The organism is Pseudomonas sp. SDO55104_S430 (assembly GCF_054070595.1).
In genome coordinates this window covers 1-17,940 of record NZ_JBSVXG010000123.1, presented here as the reverse complement: position 1 = coordinate 17,940, position 17,940 = coordinate 1, and the positions used below count along the sequence as shown (strand labels likewise).

The following is a 17,940-nucleotide window of genomic DNA, read 5'->3' as shown; positions in this document are numbered from 1 at the left end:
TGGTGGGCCTGAACGCATGGAACCTGCATCACACGGCGAAACAGGCGAAGAACGATGGAAAGTTCTCGGCGGATGAATGGCGCAATGTGAGTGCGAGTGCGGCCTATGCGGGGAATGCGATCGCGGCGTTGTGGGTGGGGCCGGCTTGGAATCGTGCGGGGGGAATGTCTGCATCACTCGGTACTAAATCATCGAAGGTTGCGCAGGCGGGATACTCCGCTTGGATAAACGAGGCCAAAGCCGCTTCCGCAGGGAGTGCCAAAGCAGCGGTGGCCAGCGAGATGGCGGCCTTCTCGAAAGGCCTGATCTGGCGCACGGTGACTTGGGCGACATTGGGGGCTGTTGCGAGCGGGCTTGAAGCTTGGCAGTTGTCCCAAGAGGCTGATGGCGCGACCAGTAAGATAGAGAGAGGTTTGATCAGCGGGAAGATGTATATCGCGATTGGAATGTCACTTGTCGCTACTGCGCAGATGATCGGCACGGGCCTTGGCTATTGGTTTGGTTTTGCCTGGGTGATGTCCAACCCGGTGATCATCACACTGGCTATCTTGGGCATCGCCTATTTGATGATCAGCATGGCCGCCAACCGCTACAAACGCGAGGGACTGCGCCTGTGGCTGTACCGTTGCAATTGGGGGCGCGGATCAATTCCTGAATGGCAGGGTGATGAAGGCCATTTCAAGCAAATGCAAGCGCTGCTGGAAACCCTGCAACGCCCCAGCGTCGGCGGCCGTGCCCTGTCCTCAGGCGGGGGCAGCACGCCGAGAAAGAATCTGGGTTTCTGGCTGCAAATCCAGGTGCCGAACACACTGGCAGGCAAGGATGTGACCTTGCAACCGGCGATGATTCAGACGTATCTGTTTTATGCCGACGAACTGCAAAGCACCAAGGACAAGTTCTACGACAGGTTCCTCAATGGTTACTGGATAGATCCGAATCTGCTCGGCCAGTTACCAGACGGTCCCGGTACCAAAGACAACCCGGCTGACTTCATCTACACCGGCGCACAACAGCATCGTCTTTGGCAAGTATGGATCGAGTTTTCCAAAGCCAGCCCGGTCCTTGAATTGGAGATCAAGTACCCGCCCGGTGTGCTTCAGCGTGCTGATGGTCGTGGATACATATTTCGAATGGCACTTGAACTGAGCACGAGCGAAGCGGATCGGGTCAACGATGCTTTCAGCGGCGAACTAAAGGAAAAAGACATCGTGCTGAAAGAACAGAAAACCCAGCTTCTGAAACTGACCATCCCTAACTGAGCTAATGGACGAGCCCTGACATGTTTAAATTCAACAAAGCACTTGATTTACCTCCGCAACTCCACTGGAAATTCTCTGATGAGCCGGAGTTGTTGGGATGGACTATCCGAGCGCGCAATTACAATACATTTGTGGCCAATTGCATGTTTATCTTTATGGCGCTGCTAACGGCATTAGTTACATATGCCGCAGACCGAGTTACTGGCATTAACGAAAGTTACCTAAATAGAATATCAGTGAGCTTGGGATTCTATATTTTCATAATGTCCGTCATTTCAAGCATGACTCATCAGCGAATGAACTTCGCCTACCGCCTCACGCGATCAGGAGTAGAACATTGCGAGTGGAAAGACTTTCCCAAGTGGGTATTGCCATTTTTGAAATGGCTTACCGGCATAACGGCAATTATTTTCATCTGCATGGCAAGCATCGACCCGGCATTCCTGATCGGCGCACTGGTAGGCCCTGGCGGCATGGGACTGATGTACCTGTCTATGGTCCACTCAAAGAGCTATCAGGAGATGCATACTCAATACCATCACTACGCATATAAATGGGAAGAAATCACGCAGCTCGCCATCGCAACCAATAGAGAAGTAGTCGACCTGAAATACAGCGTCACTCAGGAAGGTGATGATTTTAAAACCAACTGGAGCCTCAATGTTTTTTGCAAGCGTAAGCAAAAAGAGCACGTAGCAGAATTAATTAAGCCGTATTTGACTTCGGGCGTGCCGGTCATCAAAGCCAACGTTAACGTCCCCCTCAGTACGGAATGAGAAATGCGGGGGGAGGCTTAATTTTCACGTGACTCACCTGCACCGAAAATAGAGCCGCCCCCTTTTTTACCCGGCTGTAGGAGCGAGCTTGCTCGCGATGGAGGCCCGGGCACCGCGGGGCATCAGGCGTCCAGCGTTATCGTTGGCGACCATCGCGAGCAGGCTCGCTCCCACAAAGAGACGTACGGCGTATCCATCTGAAAGTCTGAACGATCCGGTTAAAACGCCCCTCTAGATGCAGTGCCACTGGATCCAAGGACGCGTAAATGGACGTTTCTTCCGCTGCATCCCCCCTCCCCACGCGGCAAAGCCCGGTCACCCGGCGTTTGGCGTATGCCATCGGTGCGCTGTTCATCGCGGGTGTGTTTGCCGTCGGTGCCGTGTTGTTGAGCATCGCCAGTCATCTGGACGAAGAGGACGCGGCCGATATCCGCTTCTACTCCGCCCGAGCCCTGGAAAACCGCATCGCCAATTCGCAGAACTACATGACCAGCTACTCCTACTGGACGCCGGCCTATGAGCATTTCAATGGCGAAGTCGATGTGAATTGGGCCTACAACGAACAGAACGTCGGCAAAACCATGTTCACCAGCGACGGCTACGAAGGCGTGTTTCTCATCGATCGGGCGCGAACCAAGTACGCGATGATTCGCGGTGAGCTGGTCCAGGGCGATATTTCCGACTACCTGAAAGCCTCCGTTCCACCGCTGATTGAACAGGTCCAGAGCTCAGCGGATCTGACCAAACCGGTCAGCACCTATGCATTGTTCGAGGGCCAGCCTGCACTGGTCACCGCCGCTGCCGTGATCCCCAATGACGAACACCAGATCAAGGACCCGAAGTCCACGTCGGTGCTGCTGTTCGTCGACAAGTTGACCCCGGCTAAACTGGAGAAACTGGGCAACAGCTACGGATTGATCGACCTCAATCTCGCCGCCGATGACCAGATCAGTGCAGACCGGCCGCGAGTGCCGCTCGACAGCACCGGCTTCAGCCTGGTCGCGCAAATGCAGCGCCCTGGAGAGCACCTGTTGTGGTCACTGCTTCCTGCGCTTGGCGGATCACTGACGCTGATGTTGTTTTTGACCTTCTATTTCTTCCGCCACGCGCTGCGCTCATCGGACTACGTCGATAAGAGCTACGCGCAACTGCAAGCCTCGAACCAGGCGCTGGAAGCTGCCAACCATGCTCTGGAGTCCAGCGAGGAGCGATTTCGCGCGGTAGCCGAAGCCGCTTCCGACTGGATCTGGGAAATCGACAACCAGCAGACAATCACTTACGTATCCGGGCGCTTCAGCGAAGTCACCGGGTTCTCGGTCGAGCAATGTCTGGGAAAAAACATCGAACAGGTGCTGTATTGCGACACCATGCCACTGCATCTGTGGCTGCATAAGATCGCCGATGGCAGCCACGCCAGCGACCTGCGTTGCACCTACCGCGATCAGTCGGGCCAGCAGCGTTACTGCCGATTGTCGGCGCGACCCATCCGCCACAAAGGCGTGCTGGTCGGCTTTCGCGGTACCGCCAGCGACATCACCGACGAAGTCGCCGCCCACGCGCAGATCCAGCACCTATCGATGCACGACGCGCTGACGGGCCTGCCGAACCGCAACAAGCTCTCGCGCTTTCTCGATGAAGCCCTGTCACTGAAAGAGCAGTCCGTGCCGCTTTCGTTGCTGGTGATCGACCTGGACAACTTCAAGCCGATCAACGACTCCCTCGGTCATCCCGCAGGCGACGCGGTGCTGCAGCAGGTCGCCGCACGCATGCGCGAATGCACCCGCGACCACGACATCGTCGCGCGGCTGGGCGGCGATGAATTCGTGGTGGTGCTGCACGGCATGGACAGCCATCATGAGATCGACAAATTCTGCACCCGCCTGATCGGCAGCCTGCATCAGCCGATCCTGTTCGAAGGTCACAACCTGCAGATCGGCGCGAGCATCGGCATCGCCCTGAGCCGCCGTCACAGCCATGTCCCAAGCGACTTGATCCGGTATGCGGATATCGCGCTGTACCAGGCCAAATCCGAGGGCAAGAACACCTGGTGCTATTTCGAATCGCACATGAGCGAGCAGATTCAGACCCGCCTGCAACTGGAAGATGACTTGCGCCGGGCGGTAAAAAACGACGAATTCGTCCTGCATTTCCAGCCGCGCTACAAGGTCGATGGCAAGAAAATCGTCTCGGTGGAAGCCCTGGTGCGCTGGCAGCATCCGACCCAAGGCCTGCTGGGGCCGGACCGTTTCATTCCATTGGCAGAGCAGACCGACCTGATCGTGCCGCTGGGCCGCTGGGTGTTGCGCGAGGCCTGTGAAACGGCGTTGACCTGGCCAGCCGACATCCTGCTGTCGGTCAATCTATCGCCAGCGCAGTTTGCCCTCAGTGACGTGGTCGAGGATGTGCGCCAAGTGCTGGTCGAGACGCGTTTTCCCGCCAGTCGCCTGGAGCTGGAAATCACCGAAAACGTGATGCTCAACGACACCGACGGCGCCCTCACCACCATGATTGCCCTGAAGGAACTCGGGGTTCGTCTGAACATGGACGATTTCGGTACCGGCTATTCGTCCCTCGGCTACTTGCGCGCCTATCCGTTCGACGGGCTGAAGATCGACAAGCGCTTCATCGCCTCCATCGCCAGCGGCGGCAACGACCGCGCGGTGGTGCAGGCGATCATCGGGCTGGGCAAGGCCATGGGCCTGACGGTGACCGCCGAAGGGGTGGAAACCGAGGAGCAGCTGGGGATTCTGGATTCCGATCAATGCCATGAAGTGCAGGGTTACTTCATGAGCCGGCCGGTGGACAAGCAGGCTTTTGCAAAACTGTTGAATGCATCCCGCAAGCCCCGGCTTGCGGCACGTTCGGGCGTTCGCCAGTAATTCACCAGATACGTGATGCATTGGGGCAAACGGGTTTGTATCGCCGTGTAGGTTTTGCCTGCGAATCTACACGACGATACACAACCGTCGGTTCACGACACACGCGGCCTACATGGGGATGAAAAAGTGCGCCTGTCGCCCTTGCGGTGTTCTTCGCTCCTTCGAGCGACACCCGGGCCCAAATGCCAAAAACTACAGGAGCCCCCATGATCAACAACATCGAAACCGTGCTGTACACCGGCAAGACCGTCACCACCGGCGGCCGTCAGGGCGAGTCCCGCAGCGACGATGGTCGCTTGGAGGTCAAGCTGTCGCCACCGGGTTCTTCGGGCAGTGGTACCAACCCCGAGCAACTGTTGGGCGCCGGTTGGTCCGCCTGCTTCATTGGCGCCATGGGCAAGGCTGCGGCGGCATTGAAAGTGGCATTGCCGACGGACGTCAGCGTCGCCACAGAAATCGACCTGGGCAAGACCGACAACGCCTTCTTCCTCCAGGCGCGCCTCAACGTCAGCTTGCCAGGCATTGACCCCGCCCTGGCCCGCACCCTGGTAGATGCCGCCCACCAGACCTGCCCGTACTCCAAGGCCACCCGGGGCAACATCGACGTCACCATCAACCTCGTCTGACACGCGAGCAGGCTCGCGATGGTGGTCAACGATGACGCTGGGCATCTGACGCCCCGCGGCGTTCTCGAGTGCATCGCGAGCAGGCTCGCTCCCACAAAAGGCCGGCGGACATCGCCAGACCTTTGCAGGAGCCGAGCTTGCTCGCGATGGTGGTCAACGATGACGCTGGTCACCTGACACCCTGCGGCGATCTCAGGTGCATCGCGAGCAAGCTCGGCTCCTACAGGAGAGCGGTGGATTTTTTGGATGCCGGAAATTAGAAAGCCCGCACAAGGCGGGCTCTATAGTGGGTTTAGTAGGTGGCCAGTGCTGGTCTCTGGCTTACGAGGTTTCTCAGGAGTCTCACAGGTACAGCAATGCGCTGTCCTGCTTCACACGGCATAAGGGCTGGATCTCAGCGCGGAGATCTTTCTAACCGTGTACCCTTCGGAGCGCGCCCCACGCGTCCTCGCTATCCGCTTGCGCATCAGTCTGCGTTCTCACCTACAGGGTTCAGATTAGCAAAGCATCGAAAAAAGGGAACCGGGTTATTAGACCGTTTTCGCCCTTCGGCCGGCGCCGAAAAATCCAAACATGCTATGACTTCGAATTGCATCGTCTGACAAAGCATCGCGAGCAGGCTCGCTCCCACAAGGGACCGAGCTACAGACAAATTCTGCATCCACCAGATCCCCCTGTGGGAGCGAGCCTGCTCGCGATGGCCTCACCTGAATCTTGAGCCAAGCACTACAACGTCCGCTGACTATTCCCAATCCCCTTCGCGATATCCACGCCCCAATCCATCGCCGCCTCCATATCGAGCATGTGCGGCTTGGGATCGTGATTTTCGTCAATCACCGAGCCGTCCGGGCGGTAGACGCCGATGAACATGCCAAGCGATCCATCTTTGAGAATCTCGGCCTTGACCCGGATGCTGCATCCGTTGGACAGCGTTTCCTTGTGTTCCAGATGGCGCTCAGTCATTGCTGTTTTCCTCCCGACGCTGGATTCGAACCTTACTGCAAAGGCTAGCTCAGACCCTCGAATTCGCAGGCCTGGCTGCCGAATCTGACAGCAGCGTAATGCCACCTATACTACAAGCCACCGTCCCCCCTGGGGTCTGCACGTCCAACAATAAAAAGCAGAGGTGAACATGGTCTGGCAGCAAATCTACGATCCGTTCAACAACCCTGTGGTATCCACCCTTCTCGCCGCCGTGCCGGTTGTCGTAATGCTGGCGGCGCTGGCGTTCTTCCATGTCAAAGCGCACCTGGCCGCGATCATGGCGTTGGTGTCAGCACTTGTAATTGCCATCTTCGCCTTCGGCATGCCCGCCGACATGGCCGGTTCCGCTGCCTTGTACGGCGCGGCCAACGGGCTGCTGCCGATTGGCTGGATCGTGCTGAACATCATCTTTCTGCACCGGCTGACCACTGAAAACGGCTCGTTCAAAGTGCTGCAGGACTCCCTTGCACGGATCACCGACGACCGCCGACTGCAACTGCTGCTGATCGCCTTCTGCTTCGGCGCGTTCTTCGAGGGCGCCGCCGGTTTCGGTACACCGGTAGCGGTGACCGGGGCGATTCTGATCGGTTTGGGCTTTTCGCCCCTGGCCGCCTCGGGCTTGGCGCTGATCGCCAACACCGCCCCGGTGGCGTTCGGCGCCCTGGGCACGCCGATCATCACCCTGGCCAAGGTCACAGGGCTGGATGAGATGGAGCTGTCGATGATGGTCGGCCGGCAGCTGCCGTTCTTCTCGGTGATCGTGCCGTTCTGGCTGATCTGGGCATTCGCCGGGTGGCGCAAGATGATGGAGATCTGGCCGGCGATCGTTGTCACCGGGGTCAGCTTCGCGGTGCCGCAGTTCATCGTTTCCAACTACCACGGGCCGATGCTGGTGGACGTGATCGCCGCCCTCATTTCCATGGCCTGTCTGACCGGCTTCCTCAAGGTCTGGAAACCCGCCACCGTGCACACCTCCGCGGCACTGACCGGGCGGGTCGACGACTCGAAAATCGATGATGAATATGCCTCCAAAACCGAGCCTACCGCTGCCTTCGCCGGCGATTCGAAAAAGGCCGTGATGCGTGCCTGGATGCCGTGGATCATCCTGACCATCTTCGTTTTCGCCTGGGGTACCCAGAGCTTCAAGAACAGTTTCGACACCCGTGCGGCGATCGATCCGGCCACCAGCGCGGCCAAGCTCGATCCTCAGGGCAAACCGCTGCGCGAAGCCAATCCGGTGTTCGCTCCGGTACTGACCTTCACCACCATTCACCAGCAGATCGAGAAAGTGCCGCCGGTGGTGCCTGCGCCGAAGGTCGAGGAAGCGGTGTACAAATTCACCTGGTTCACCGCCACCGGCAGCGGCATCCTGCTGGCCGCCATCGTCGGCGGCCTGCTGATGGGCTATTCGATTCCGCAGCTGATCAAGCAGTACCTGCGCACGATCTGGGTGGTGCGCTATTCGCTGATCACCATCACCGCGATGCTTGCCCTGGGCTTCCTCACGCGCTATTCGGGACTGGACGCCACCATGGGCCTGGCCTTCGCCGCGACGGGGATCTTCTACCCGATGTTCGGCACCTTGCTCGGCTGGCTCGGCGTAGCCCTGACAGGCTCCGACACCGCGTCCAACGTGCTGTTCGGTGGTCTGCAACGGGTCACGGCCGAACAACTGGGCTTGAGCCCCGTACTGATGGCCGCCGCCAACAGCTCCGGCGGGGTCATGGGCAAGATGGTCGACGCGCAATCCATCGTGGTGGCGTCCACCGCGACCCGCTGGTACGGGCATGAAGGGGAGATTCTGCGCTACGTGTTCTTCCACTCGATCGTGCTGGCGCTGCTGGTGGGCGGGCTGGTGACGTTGCAAGCGTATGTGGCGCCGTTCAGTCATATGGTGGTGGGCGGGCATTGATCCCGACCGATTGTCGTCAGCCTTGAAAAGCCCGGGCGATCGCCCGGGCTTTTCATGAAGGGAGTATCGTTAAGCAACCATGAACATTCTCTACGATGAACGCGTCGACGGCGCCCTGCCCGACGTGGACAAGGCCGGATTGTTGGAGGCTCTGCGCACGCAGTGGCCGGATCTCGAAGTGCTGCACCAGACCGAAGAACTCAAGCCCTACGAATGCGACGGGCTGTCGGCCTACCGCACCACGCCGATGCTGGTGGTACTACCGCGCGATATCGCTCAGGTTCAGGGCGTGCTGCGTCTGTGTCATGAACGCCGCGTACCAGTGGTCGCCCGTGGCGCCGGCACCGGATTGTCCGGCGGCGCCCTGCCCCTGGAAAAAGGCGTGCTGCTGGTGATGGCACGCTTCAATCAGATTCTGCACATCGACCCCGAAGCCCGCATCGCCCGGGTCCAGCCAGGGGTGCGCAATCTCGCCATATCCCAGGCCGCTGCGCAATACGGCCTTTACTACGCGCCGGACCCATCGTCGCAGATCGCCTGCTCCATCGGCGGCAACGTCGCCGAAAACGCCGGCGGCGTGCATTGCCTCAAATACGGCCTGACCGTGCACAACGTGCTGCAGGTCGACATCCTCACCGTCGACGGCGAATGTCTGACCCTCGGTTCCAACGCCCTCGACGCCCCGGGCCTCGACCTGCTCGCCCTGTTCACCGGCTCTGAAGGCATGCTCGGGGTCATCACCGAAGTCACCGTCAAGCTGCTGCCCAAACCGCAATCGGCCAAGGTCCTGCTGGCCGCCTTCGACTCCGTGGAAAAAGCCGGCGGCGCCGTGGCCGACATCATCGCCGCCGGGATCATCCCCGGTGGCCTTGAGATGATGGACAACCTGGCCATCCGCGCCGCCGAGGACTTCATCCACGCCGGCTACCCGGTCGAGGCCGAAGCCATTCTGTTGTGCGAACTCGATGGCGTCGAAGCCGACGTCCACGAAGACTGCACCCGGGTGCGCCAGGTGCTGGAACAGGCCGGCGCCACCGAAGTGCGCCTGGCTCGCGATGAAGCCGAGCGCGTGCGCTTCTGGGCCGGGCGCAAGAACGCCTTCCCGGCGGTGGGCCGTCTGTCGCCGGATTACTACTGCATGGACGGCACCATCCCCCGGCGCGAGTTGCCCGGCGTGCTCAAGGCCATCACCGAGCTGTCCGCCGAATACAACCTGCGGGTGGCCAACGTGTTCCACGCCGGCGACGGCAACATGCACCCGCTGATTCTGTTCGACGCCAACCAGCCGGGCGAACTGGAACGCGCCGAAACCCTGGGCGGCAAGATCCTCGAACTGTGCGTGAAAGTCGGCGGCAGCATCACCGGCGAACACGGGGTCGGCCGCGAGAAAATCAATCAGATGTGCGCCCAGTTCAACAGCGATGAACTGACCCTGTTCCACGCCGTCAAAGCAGCATTCGACCCCAGCGGCCTGCTCAACCCAGGGAAGAACATCCCGACCCTGCATCGCTGTGCCGAGTTCGGCGCCATGCACGTGCATGCCGGGCAACTGCCCTTCCCTGACCTGGAGCGATTCTGATGCACGGCACAGGCGATATCGACGACAGCCAGACGTTGCTCGAACAGGTCAACCAGGCGCTGGAAAATGCTACGCCGCTGCGCATTCAAGGCTCCAACAGCAAGGCCTTTCTGGGGCGCATCGTCGCCGGGGAAATCCTCGACACCCGCAGCCATCGCGGCATCGTCAGCTACGACCCCACAGAACTTGTGATCACCGTGCGCTGCGGCACGCCGCTGGCCGAACTGACGCAGGTGCTAGACGCTGCTCAGCAGATGCTGCCCTGCGAACCCCCGGCCTTCGGCGACGGCGCCACCGTCGGCGGCATGATCTCTTGCGGGCTGTCCGGGCCTCGGCGCCCTTGGTCCGGTTCGGTACGCGATTTCGTCCTCGGCACACGAGTCATCACTGGCCATGGCAAGCATCTGCGTTTCGGCGGTGAGGTAATGAAAAATGTCGCCGGCTACGATCTTTCGCGCCTGATGGCCGGCAGTTACGGCACCTTGGGCCTAATCACCGAAGTCTCGCTCAAGGTCCTGCCCAAACCCCGGCAAACCCTGAGTATCAGCCTGGAAATGAATAGCGAGCGTGCCTTGCAGAACCTGTCGAAATGGGGCCAGCAACCCCTGCCGATCAGCGCCGCCAGCCATGACGGCGAACGCCTGTACCTGCGCCTGGAAGGTGGCGAAGGCTCGGTGGCTTCAGCCCGTGACCGGTTGGGCGGCGAGCTGTTGGACGGCAGTTACTGGGACGATCTCAACGAACATCGCCTGCCGTTCTTCGACGAGGACCAACCGCTCTGGCGCCTGTCCTTGCCGCACAACACGCCGAAACTGTCCCTGCCCGGCCGGCAACTGATCGATTGGGGTGGCGCCCAGCGCTGGCTCAAGTCCGATGCCGAGGCCGCCTTCATCCGCCACGTGGTCGAGGAGTTCGGCGGCCACGTCACCTGCTACAGCCATGGCCTGACCGACAACCCGTTCCATCCCTTGTCCACCGCGCTGATGCGCTATCACCGAAGCCTCAAGCAGCAACTCGACCCCCGGGGCATTTTCAACCCCGGTCGCCTGTACGCGGAGCTTTGAACCATGCAGACCACCCTGAGCGAAAACGCCCGCCGCCTGCCCCGTGCCGAAGAAGCCGACAGCATCCTGCGCAGTTGCGTGCATTGCGGTTTCTGTAACGCCACCTGCCCCACCTATCAACTGTTGGGTGATGAACTGGACGGCCCGCGCGGGCGCATTTACCTGATCAAGCAGGTGCTGGAAGGCAATGAGGTCACGCAGAAAACCCAGCAGCATCTGGATCGCTGCCTGTCGTGCCGCAACTGCGAAACCACCTGTCCCTCCGGCGTCGATTACCACAATCTCCTGGACATCGGCCGCGCGGTGGTCGACGCGGCGGTCCCGCGCCCCATCGGCCAGCGCCTGTTGCGCGAAGGCCTGCGCACGCTGGTACCACATCCCGATTTGTTCAAGGGGCTGGTCAGTGGCGGCCAGGTGTTCCGCGCCCTGCTGCCCGACGCCCTGCAAAGCAAATTGCCGCGCAGTGCCACGCTGAGCAAACCGCGCCCGGCCACCCGCCATGCGCGGCAGGTCTTGATGCTCGAGGGCTGCGTGCAACCGGGGCTGTCGCCCAATACCAACGTCGCGGCGGCCAGAGTCCTGGATCGACTGGGGATCAGCGTCACGCCTTGTCGCCAGGCTGGCTGCTGCGGCGCCGTGGACTATCACCTCGACGCTCAGGCCGCTGGTCTGGATCGCGCCCGCCACAACATCGATGCCTGGTGGCCGAGCATCGAGAATGGCGCTGAAGCCATCGTGCAGACCGCGAGCGGCTGCGGCGCTTTCATCAAGGATTACGGCCACCTGCTCGCCAGCGACCCGGCCTATGCCGACAAGGCGCGCAGGGTCAGCGCACTGGCCAAGGATCTGGTGGAGGTATTGCGCGACGAACCGCTGGAAAAGCTCGGCATCCACAACGCCCACCGCCTGGCCTTCCATTGCCCCTGCACCTTGCAACACGCGCAGAAACTCGGCGGCGCCGTGGAGAAACTGCTCGAACGCCTGGGCTTCAACCTGACCTTCGTGCCCGACAGCCACCTGTGCTGCGGCTCGGCGGGCACCTATTCGCTGACCCAGCCGGAACTCTCGCGGCAACTGCGCGACAACAAAATGAACGCGCTGGAAAGCGGCTACCCTGAAGTGATTGTCACGGCCAACATCGGCTGCCAGTCGCACCTCGATGGTGCAGGGCGTACGCCGGTCAAGCATTGGATTGAAGTGGTCGAAGGGGCTTTGCCCTGACCTGCGATGAACCCTGTAGGAGCGAGCATGCTCGCGATGGTCGTCAACGATAACGCTGGAAACCTGATGCCCCGCGTTGTCCCGTCCTCCATCGCGAGCATGCTCGCTCCTACAGGGTCAGATGCGAACTCAGGGACCGTTTTTTACGCCAAAAACGCTGGAGAATTCGATGAAAAGCAAAGCAGTGCTCGGCCAGGCCGAAGTGATGAAGATCCTCACCGCCGCGCACACCGAGGCGCAGAACAACCAGTGGCTGGTGACCATCGTCATCGTCGATGACGGCGGCCACCCATTGGCCCTCGAACGCCTCGACGGCGCCGCGCCCATCACCGCCTACATCGCCACCGAAAAAGCCCGAACCGCCGCATTGGGCCGGCGCGAATCGAAGAGCTATGAAGAGATGGTCAACGGCGGGCGCACCGCATTCGTCACCGCGCCCCTGCTGACCTCGCTGGAAGGCGGCGTGCCGATCATCGTCGATGGCCAGGTCATCGGCGCCGTGGGCGTGTCCGGGGTCAAAGCCGAGCAGGATGCGCAGGTGGCAAAAGCCGGTGTGCAGTCTTTGAATTAACACCCCTCACCTGTAGGAGCGAGCATGCTCGCGATGGTCGTCAACGATAACGCTGGAAACCTGATGCCCCGCGGTGCCCTTGCGTTCATCGCGAGCATGCTCGCTCCTACAGAAATTGCGATCAATTTGACGAAGAGGAACCACCCATGACCCGTCTCACCGCCAAAGACTTCGCCCCCGAACTGCTGGAGCTCTACGACTACTACGCCCACGGCCTGATCAACCGCCGCGAATTCCTCGACCGCGCGGCGCTGTTCACCCTCGGCGGTTTGACCGCCAGTGCGCTGCTGGCCTCGCTGAGCCCCAACTACGCCCTGGCCGAGCAGGTCGAATTCACCGACCCGGACATCCTCGCCGAGTACATCACCTACCCGTCCCCCAAAGGCAACGGCCAGGTGCGCGGCTATCTGGTGCGCCCGGCCAAGGCCACCGGCAAGGTGGGGTCAGTGGTGGTCGTGCATGAAAACCGTGGGCTCAACCCGTACATAGAAGACGTCGCCCGGCGCCTGGCCAAGGCCGGTTTCATCGCCCTGGCCCCGGACGGCCTGACGTCGGTCGGCGGCTATCCAGGCAACGACGAAAAGGGCCGCGAGCTTCAGGAAAAGGTCGATCCGACCAAGCTGATGAACGACTTCTTCGCCGCCGTCGAATGGATGATGAAACACCCCGAAGGCAGCGGCAAAGTCGGCATCACCGGTTTCTGTTATGGCGGTGGTGTGACCAACGCGGCGGCTGTGGCCTATCCGGAACTGGGGGCGGCGGTGTCGTTCTACGGGCGCCAGGCGGATGTCAAGGACGTGCCACGGATCAAGGCGCCGCTGATGCTGCATTACGGGGAACTGGATACGCGGATCAACGAGGGCTGGCCGGCGTTTGAAAAGGCGCTGAAGGCTGATGGCAAGACGTACGAGGCGTTTATCTATCCGGGTGCCAATCACGGGTTTCACAACGACTCGACGCCCAGGTATGACAAGGCGGCGGCCGATCTGGCGTGGGAGCGGACGTTGGGGTGGTTTCGCAAATATCTGGTCTGATGGGTTGGCAGGACTGACCCCATCGCGAGCAGGCTCGCTCCCACAGAGGATCTTCGTTGGACACACAATCCGTGTCGATGGAGATCTACTGTGGGAGCGAGCCTGCTCGCGATGACGATATCAGGACCAATGATTACTTCGGCTGAGCCACAGTCCGCAAATAAGGCTTCAGAGTCTTGAACCCATCCGGATATTTCTTCTTCGCATCCTCATCCGACACCGACGTAGGGATGATCACATCCTCTCCCGGACGCCAGTTCACCGGTGTGGCCACGGTGTGCTTGGCATTGAGCTGCAGCGAATCGAGCAACCGCAGCACTTCATCGAAATTGCGCCCGGCGCTCATCGGATAGATCAGCATCGCCTTGATCTTCTTGTCCGGGCCCACCAGGAACACCGAACGCACGGTCGCGTTGTCCACCGCCGTGCGCGAACCGCCGCTGGCGTTGGGGTGGATCATGTCATAGAGCTTGGCCACCACCAGGTTTTCGTCGCCGATCAGCGGATAGTTGACCGCATTGCCCTGGGTTTCCTCGATGTCGCCGACCCACTTCTCGTGATCGCTGACCGGGTCGATGCTCAGACCCAGGATCTTGGTGTTGCGCTTGTCGAATTCCGGTTTCAGCTTGGCCAGATAGCCCAGTTCAGTGGTGCAGACCGGGGTGAAGTCCTTGGGATGGGAAAACAGGATGGCCCAGCCATTACCGATCCATTCGTGGAAATTGAGCTTGCCTTCGGTGGTGTCGGCGGTGAAATCCGGTGCTTCGTCGCCAATACGAATTGCCATATTTCGATCTCCTTGCAGTAGTGGACAGGGATGCTGAGCCAGCCAGCGCGGACAGTATAGAAGAGCTTTCAAGACACGCTGACGAGCGCTCGAAGCTACGGGAAAACGGCCTATTCCACCAGCGCAATCAACTGATAACGCTGGGCGTCGGTCAGCGCCGGACCAAAGCCCGCCCCGGCGTTTTCCGCCATGTAGCGCGGGTTGCCGGTGCCGGGAATCACGCAGGTCACTGCCGTATGCGACAGAAGGAACTTGAGCGCCATCTGCGGCCAGGTTTTGACCCCGACCTGCGCCGCCCAGCCCGGCAGCGGCTTGCCATTGAGCCTGCCGAGCAGCCCGCCACCACCGAACGGCCGGTTGCAGATCACCGCCACGCCACGCTCCCTGCACAGCGGCAGGATGCGCTTCTCGACGCCGCGATCATCCAGCGCGTAGTTGATTTGCAGGAAATCCAGCTGTTCGGCCTTGAGCACCGCTTCCACTTCCTCATAGGCCGAGGAGGTGTAATGGGTGATGCCGATGTAGCGAATGCGCCCCTGCTCCTTCATGTGGCGCAAGGTCGGCAGGTGAATCTGCCAATCCAGCAGGTTGTGGATCTGCATCAGATCGATACGGTCGGTCTGCAGCAATTTGAAGGATTGCTCCATCTGCGCGATGCCTTCCTCGCGGCCACGGGTCCACACCTTGGTCGCCAGGAAAGCCGGCGAGCGTGGCTCGTGGATCGACAGCAACTCGCCGGTGTTTTCCTCCGCGCGCCCGTACATCGGCGAGCTGTCGATCACGGTCCCGCCCTTCTCGAACAACGCACGCAGCACCCCGGGCAACGGTTTGTAGGCCGCGTCCTCAGGGGACACGTCAAAACCGCGATAGGTGCCCAGCCCGACCACCGGCAGTGGCTCGTTGCTCGAAGGAATGGCGCGGGTCTGCATGGTCTTGCCTCCTGTTCCCGTCGCCAGCACGGTTTGCGCAACCGATGGAGCGAACGTGAAGACCGCCGAAACACCGGCAGCCAGCGTGAGTATTTCCCTGCGGGTGAAACCGTCCGCATGGCTCATGACATCTCCCTCTCCCGTGATTGCGCTTCGGCCTGTCGGGCCTGTTGCCTGGCCAGCCACAGACAGGTCCAGCCCCACACCCCGGCGAATGGCACGATCAGCACCGCCACCAGGCCAAAGCCTGCGCCCAGCGCGGTCAGCCCGGCGGACAACCAGCCACTGGCCGCGTCGCCGCCGCGATAGACAAGGGTCTCGATCACGTTCTTGGCCTTGTACTTCTCCTCGCGGCTGACCACCGTCCACAGCACCTCGCGGGCCGGCCGCACGAGGGCGAACTCCACCGCCCGTCGCAGGCCCTGGGCCAGCGCCACCGTGGTCGGCACCGGCGCCAGCGCCATGGCGGCAAACGCGACAATGGTCGCCAGGGGCATCGCCACCAGCGCCCCGCCGATGCCGACCAGGCGGATCAACGGCGCGGTCAGCAGCAACTGCAAGGTCAGGGTCAGCGCCGAGACGATCAGATCGACCACGGCGAAGAATTGCGTCCTGCTGCCAGTATCAGCGTAGCTGCCAGCGACGATCCGTCCCTGCTCGAAGTACAACAAGGTCGCGGCACTGGTGTGCAACAGCATGAACAGCACCAGTCCCAACAGGTAGGGAGACCGCAGAATCAGGGTGATGCCGGCGAGTATGCTGCCACCCATGCGCCGTTCGTCGATTAGCGAACTGCCGGACTGCGATTGCGTGCGCGCCAGTAGCCCCCGGTAGCAACGCACCGCCACTTCCAGCAACAGCGCCGCCGCCAGCGTCAGGGCCATCGGCCCCAGCCGGGTAGCCATGGTCGCGGCCAGCAATGGCCCGATGAACGTACCCAGGGTGCCGCCCGCAGCGATGCAGCCGAACAGTCGCCGGCCCTGTTCGCTGGAAAAGCGGTCGACCAGCACGCTCCAGAAAATCGAGACGATGAACAGGTTGTAGATGCTGATCCAGACGAAAAACACCCGCCCGACCGTCACCGGGGCGATGTGGTTGGCGATCAGCAGGCCGAACACCAGCATCGACACCGCGATCAGGCGATAGATCAGCGGCACGAAGCGCGTGGCCGGCAGGCGCGACGCCAGGGCGCCGAAGACCGGCACCATCAACAGCATGACCACGAAGGTCGCGGTGAACAGCCACTGCAACTTGTCGGCGCCGCCTTCCAGGCCCAAAGCATCGCGTAGCGGGCGCACCAGGTAATAGCTGGCCAGCACGCAGAAATGGAACGCGAAGCCCAGGATCAGGGCCGAACGTTCAGAGGGTCGTACGTCGAGCCATCGAGGCATGTTGGGCATCGGTGCCCTCCTTTACCGCCAACTACACTCTGACAGCATCCGGAGCCGCCGATGCCGCCCACTAACGTTAGCCGAATGTCCCGAACCCTGGTGTTACTCGTCGTTCTGCCCGTTGCGCTGTATCTGGCGCTCTGCGCGGCGCTGTTCGTGTTTCAGCGGGCGCTGATCTATTACCCGCAGGCGCGAAGTGATGCGTCGGCGCCGTTGCTGAGCCTGGCGGTGGATGACGTGCAGGTAAACGTGTCGACCCGTCCGTACAACGGTCCAAAGGCGCTGATTTATTTTGGCGGCAATGCCGAGGACGTCTCGCGCAGCCTGCCATCGTTCGCCAAGGCCTTCCCTGATCATGCGCTGTATTTCATACATTACCGGGGTTATGGCGGCAGCGGCGGCTCGCCCTCCGAAGAAGCCATCGCCCGGGATGCCATGGCCCTGTTCGACAAGGTGTATGCCGAGCATCCGCAGATTCTTGTGGTGGGCCGCAGCCTTGGATCCGGCGTTGCCGTGCGGTTGGCCAGTGTGCGGCCGGTGACGGAGTTGCTGCTGGTCACGCCCTACAACAGCATCGAGGAACTGGCGGCCCGGCGATTCCGCCTGTTCCCGGTGCACTGGTTGTTGACCGACAAATTCGAATCCTGGCGCTACGCCGAACACATCGGCGTGCCAACCCGGCTCATCGCTGCCGAAAACGACGAAGTCATACCGGCCGCCAGCACCCAGCGGCTCTACCACCACTTCCCCGAAGGCGTGGCGACACTGCGGGTGATACTGGGGACCGGGCACAACTCCATCAGCGATAGTCCGGAGTACCTCAAAGCCTTGGCTGCGCCAGATTGATGGATGATTTCCTTTTGGGAAAACGCGTACCTGTGGCGAGGGGGCTCGCCCCCGTTGGGTCGCGAAGCGGCCCCAAAAAATG

At 61.1% G+C, this 17,940-nt stretch carries 14 protein-coding genes and 1 pseudogene; 11 read left to right on the top strand and 4 right to left on the bottom strand.

Annotated elements, in window-relative coordinates; genetic code table 11:
• The 4 genes and pseudogenes from ACW9JE_RS19910 to ACW9JE_RS19895 all read left to right on the top strand — a co-directional run.
• Positions 1-1,259: pseudogene (locus ACW9JE_RS19910) on the top strand (T6SS effector BTH_I2691 family protein); the annotation flags it as partial.
• A 20-nt stretch (positions 1,260-1,279) separates the two neighbouring features.
• Entirely contained in the window at positions 1,280-2,035 is a 756-nt protein-coding gene (locus ACW9JE_RS19905; protein WP_224540425.1) for a hypothetical protein, read from the top strand.
• 266 nt (positions 2,036-2,301) lie between these two features.
• Positions 2,302-4,914: a bifunctional diguanylate cyclase/phosphodiesterase gene (locus ACW9JE_RS19900; protein ID WP_224540423.1), complete on the top strand. Its 2,613-nt coding sequence runs from the start codon at positions 2,302-2,304 to the stop codon at positions 4,912-4,914.
• Positions 4,915-5,120: 206 nt separating this feature from the next.
• Positions 5,121-5,540, top strand: a complete 420-nt coding sequence (locus tag ACW9JE_RS19895; protein WP_457433702.1) for an organic hydroperoxide resistance protein — start codon at positions 5,121-5,123, stop codon at positions 5,538-5,540.
• Positions 5,541-6,266: 726 nt separating this feature from the next.
• Here the strand turns inward: ACW9JE_RS19895 and ACW9JE_RS19890 are convergent.
• Positions 6,267-6,503 (bottom strand): hypothetical protein, encoded by a 237-nt coding sequence (locus tag ACW9JE_RS19890; protein WP_457433701.1) that lies wholly within the window; start codon positions 6,501-6,503, stop codon positions 6,267-6,269.
• 169 nt (positions 6,504-6,672) lie between these two features.
• On the opposite strand from ACW9JE_RS19890, the gene ACW9JE_RS19885 reads away from it, so the two are divergent.
• The 6 genes from ACW9JE_RS19885 (at position 6,673) to yghX (ending at position 13,905) form a co-directional block, all read left to right on the top strand.
• Positions 6,673-8,436 (top strand): L-lactate permease, encoded by a 1,764-nt coding sequence (locus ACW9JE_RS19885; RefSeq protein WP_457433700.1) that lies wholly within the window; start codon positions 6,673-6,675, stop codon positions 8,434-8,436.
• Positions 8,437-8,515: 79 nt separating this feature from the next.
• Complete coding sequence (gene glcD / locus ACW9JE_RS19880) at positions 8,516-10,015, top strand: glycolate oxidase subunit GlcD (RefSeq protein ID WP_457433699.1); 1,500 nt, start codon at positions 8,516-8,518, stop codon at positions 10,013-10,015.
• Positions 10,015-11,079 carry a glycolate oxidase subunit GlcE gene (gene glcE, locus ACW9JE_RS19875; RefSeq protein ID WP_224540414.1) on the top strand — a complete coding sequence of 355 codons (1,065 nt, stop codon included), beginning with the start codon at positions 10,015-10,017 and terminating at the stop codon, positions 11,077-11,079. Before glcD ends, glcE begins: the two co-directional genes overlap by 1 nt.
• Positions 11,080-11,082: 3 nt before the next feature.
• A complete protein-coding gene (gene glcF / locus ACW9JE_RS19870; RefSeq protein ID WP_224540412.1) occupies positions 11,083-12,300 on the top strand; it encodes a glycolate oxidase subunit GlcF in 1,218 nt (405 codons plus the stop codon).
• Between the two features lie 169 nt (positions 12,301-12,469).
• A complete protein-coding gene (locus tag ACW9JE_RS19865) occupies positions 12,470-12,871 on the top strand; it encodes a heme-binding protein (RefSeq protein WP_457433698.1) in 402 nt (133 codons plus the stop codon).
• A 146-nt stretch (positions 12,872-13,017) separates the two neighbouring features.
• The gene (yghX, locus tag ACW9JE_RS19860; RefSeq protein WP_457433697.1) at positions 13,018-13,905 is read left to right on the top strand and encodes a YghX family hydrolase; all 888 of its coding nucleotides are present in this window, start codon (positions 13,018-13,020) and stop codon (positions 13,903-13,905) included.
• A gap of 133 nt (positions 13,906-14,038) precedes the next feature.
• Here the strand turns inward: yghX and ACW9JE_RS19855 are convergent, their stop codons facing one another.
• The 3 genes from ACW9JE_RS19855 to ACW9JE_RS19845 all read right to left on the bottom strand — a co-directional run bounded on the left by ACW9JE_RS19855 (position 14,039) and on the right by ACW9JE_RS19845 (position 17,021).
• Positions 14,039-14,692: a peroxiredoxin gene (locus ACW9JE_RS19855; protein ID WP_224542015.1), complete on the bottom strand. Its 654-nt coding sequence runs from the start codon at positions 14,690-14,692 to the stop codon at positions 14,039-14,041.
• 110 nt (positions 14,693-14,802) lie between these two features.
• Complete coding sequence (locus ACW9JE_RS19850; RefSeq protein WP_457433696.1) at positions 14,803-15,747, bottom strand: aldo/keto reductase; 945 nt, start codon at positions 15,745-15,747, stop codon at positions 14,803-14,805.
• Positions 15,744-17,021 (bottom strand): NTP/NDP exchange transporter, encoded by a 1,278-nt coding sequence (locus tag ACW9JE_RS19845; RefSeq protein ID WP_224542012.1) that lies wholly within the window; start codon positions 17,019-17,021, stop codon positions 15,744-15,746. The genes ACW9JE_RS19850 and ACW9JE_RS19845 overlap by 4 nt, the downstream gene beginning before the upstream one ends.
• Positions 17,022-17,072: 51 nt before the next feature.
• Between ACW9JE_RS19845 and ACW9JE_RS19840 the strand changes: the two genes are divergently transcribed.
• The gene (locus ACW9JE_RS19840) at positions 17,073-17,858 is read left to right on the top strand and encodes an alpha/beta hydrolase (protein WP_457433695.1); all 786 of its coding nucleotides are present in this window, start codon (positions 17,073-17,075) and stop codon (positions 17,856-17,858) included.
• The last annotated feature ends 82 nt before the right edge of the window (positions 17,859-17,940 follow it).

What these genes read in the sequence shown, in the direction of transcription:
- ACW9JE_RS19905 (WP_224540425.1), top strand. Translation starts at nt 1,280, where the DNA reads ATGTTTAAATTCAACAAAGCACTTGATTTACCTCCGCAACTCCACTGG.
- ACW9JE_RS19900 (WP_224540423.1), top strand. Translation starts at nt 2,302, where the DNA reads ATGGACGTTTCTTCCGCTGCATCCCCCCTCCCCACGCGGCAAAGCCCG.
- ACW9JE_RS19895 (WP_457433702.1), top strand. Translation starts at nt 5,121, where the DNA reads ATGATCAACAACATCGAAACCGTGCTGTACACCGGCAAGACCGTCACC.
- ACW9JE_RS19890 (WP_457433701.1), bottom strand. Translation starts at nt 6,503, where the DNA reads ATGACTGAGCGCCATCTGGAACACAAGGAAACGCTGTCCAACGGATGC.
- ACW9JE_RS19885 (WP_457433700.1), top strand. Translation starts at nt 6,673, where the DNA reads ATGGTCTGGCAGCAAATCTACGATCCGTTCAACAACCCTGTGGTATCC.
- glcD (WP_457433699.1), top strand. Translation starts at nt 8,516, where the DNA reads ATGAACATTCTCTACGATGAACGCGTCGACGGCGCCCTGCCCGACGTG.
- glcE (WP_224540414.1), top strand. Translation starts at nt 10,015, where the DNA reads ATGCACGGCACAGGCGATATCGACGACAGCCAGACGTTGCTCGAACAG.
- glcF (WP_224540412.1), top strand. Translation starts at nt 11,083, where the DNA reads ATGCAGACCACCCTGAGCGAAAACGCCCGCCGCCTGCCCCGTGCCGAA.
- ACW9JE_RS19865 (WP_457433698.1), top strand. Translation starts at nt 12,470, where the DNA reads ATGAAAAGCAAAGCAGTGCTCGGCCAGGCCGAAGTGATGAAGATCCTC.
- yghX (WP_457433697.1), top strand. Translation starts at nt 13,018, where the DNA reads ATGACCCGTCTCACCGCCAAAGACTTCGCCCCCGAACTGCTGGAGCTC.
- ACW9JE_RS19855 (WP_224542015.1), bottom strand. Translation starts at nt 14,692, where the DNA reads ATGGCAATTCGTATTGGCGACGAAGCACCGGATTTCACCGCCGACACC.
- ACW9JE_RS19850 (WP_457433696.1), bottom strand. Translation starts at nt 15,747, where the DNA reads ATGAGCCATGCGGACGGTTTCACCCGCAGGGAAATACTCACGCTGGCT.
- ACW9JE_RS19845 (WP_224542012.1), bottom strand. Translation starts at nt 17,021, where the DNA reads ATGCCCAACATGCCTCGATGGCTCGACGTACGACCCTCTGAACGTTCG.
- ACW9JE_RS19840 (WP_457433695.1), top strand. Translation starts at nt 17,073, where the DNA reads ATGCCGCCCACTAACGTTAGCCGAATGTCCCGAACCCTGGTGTTACTC.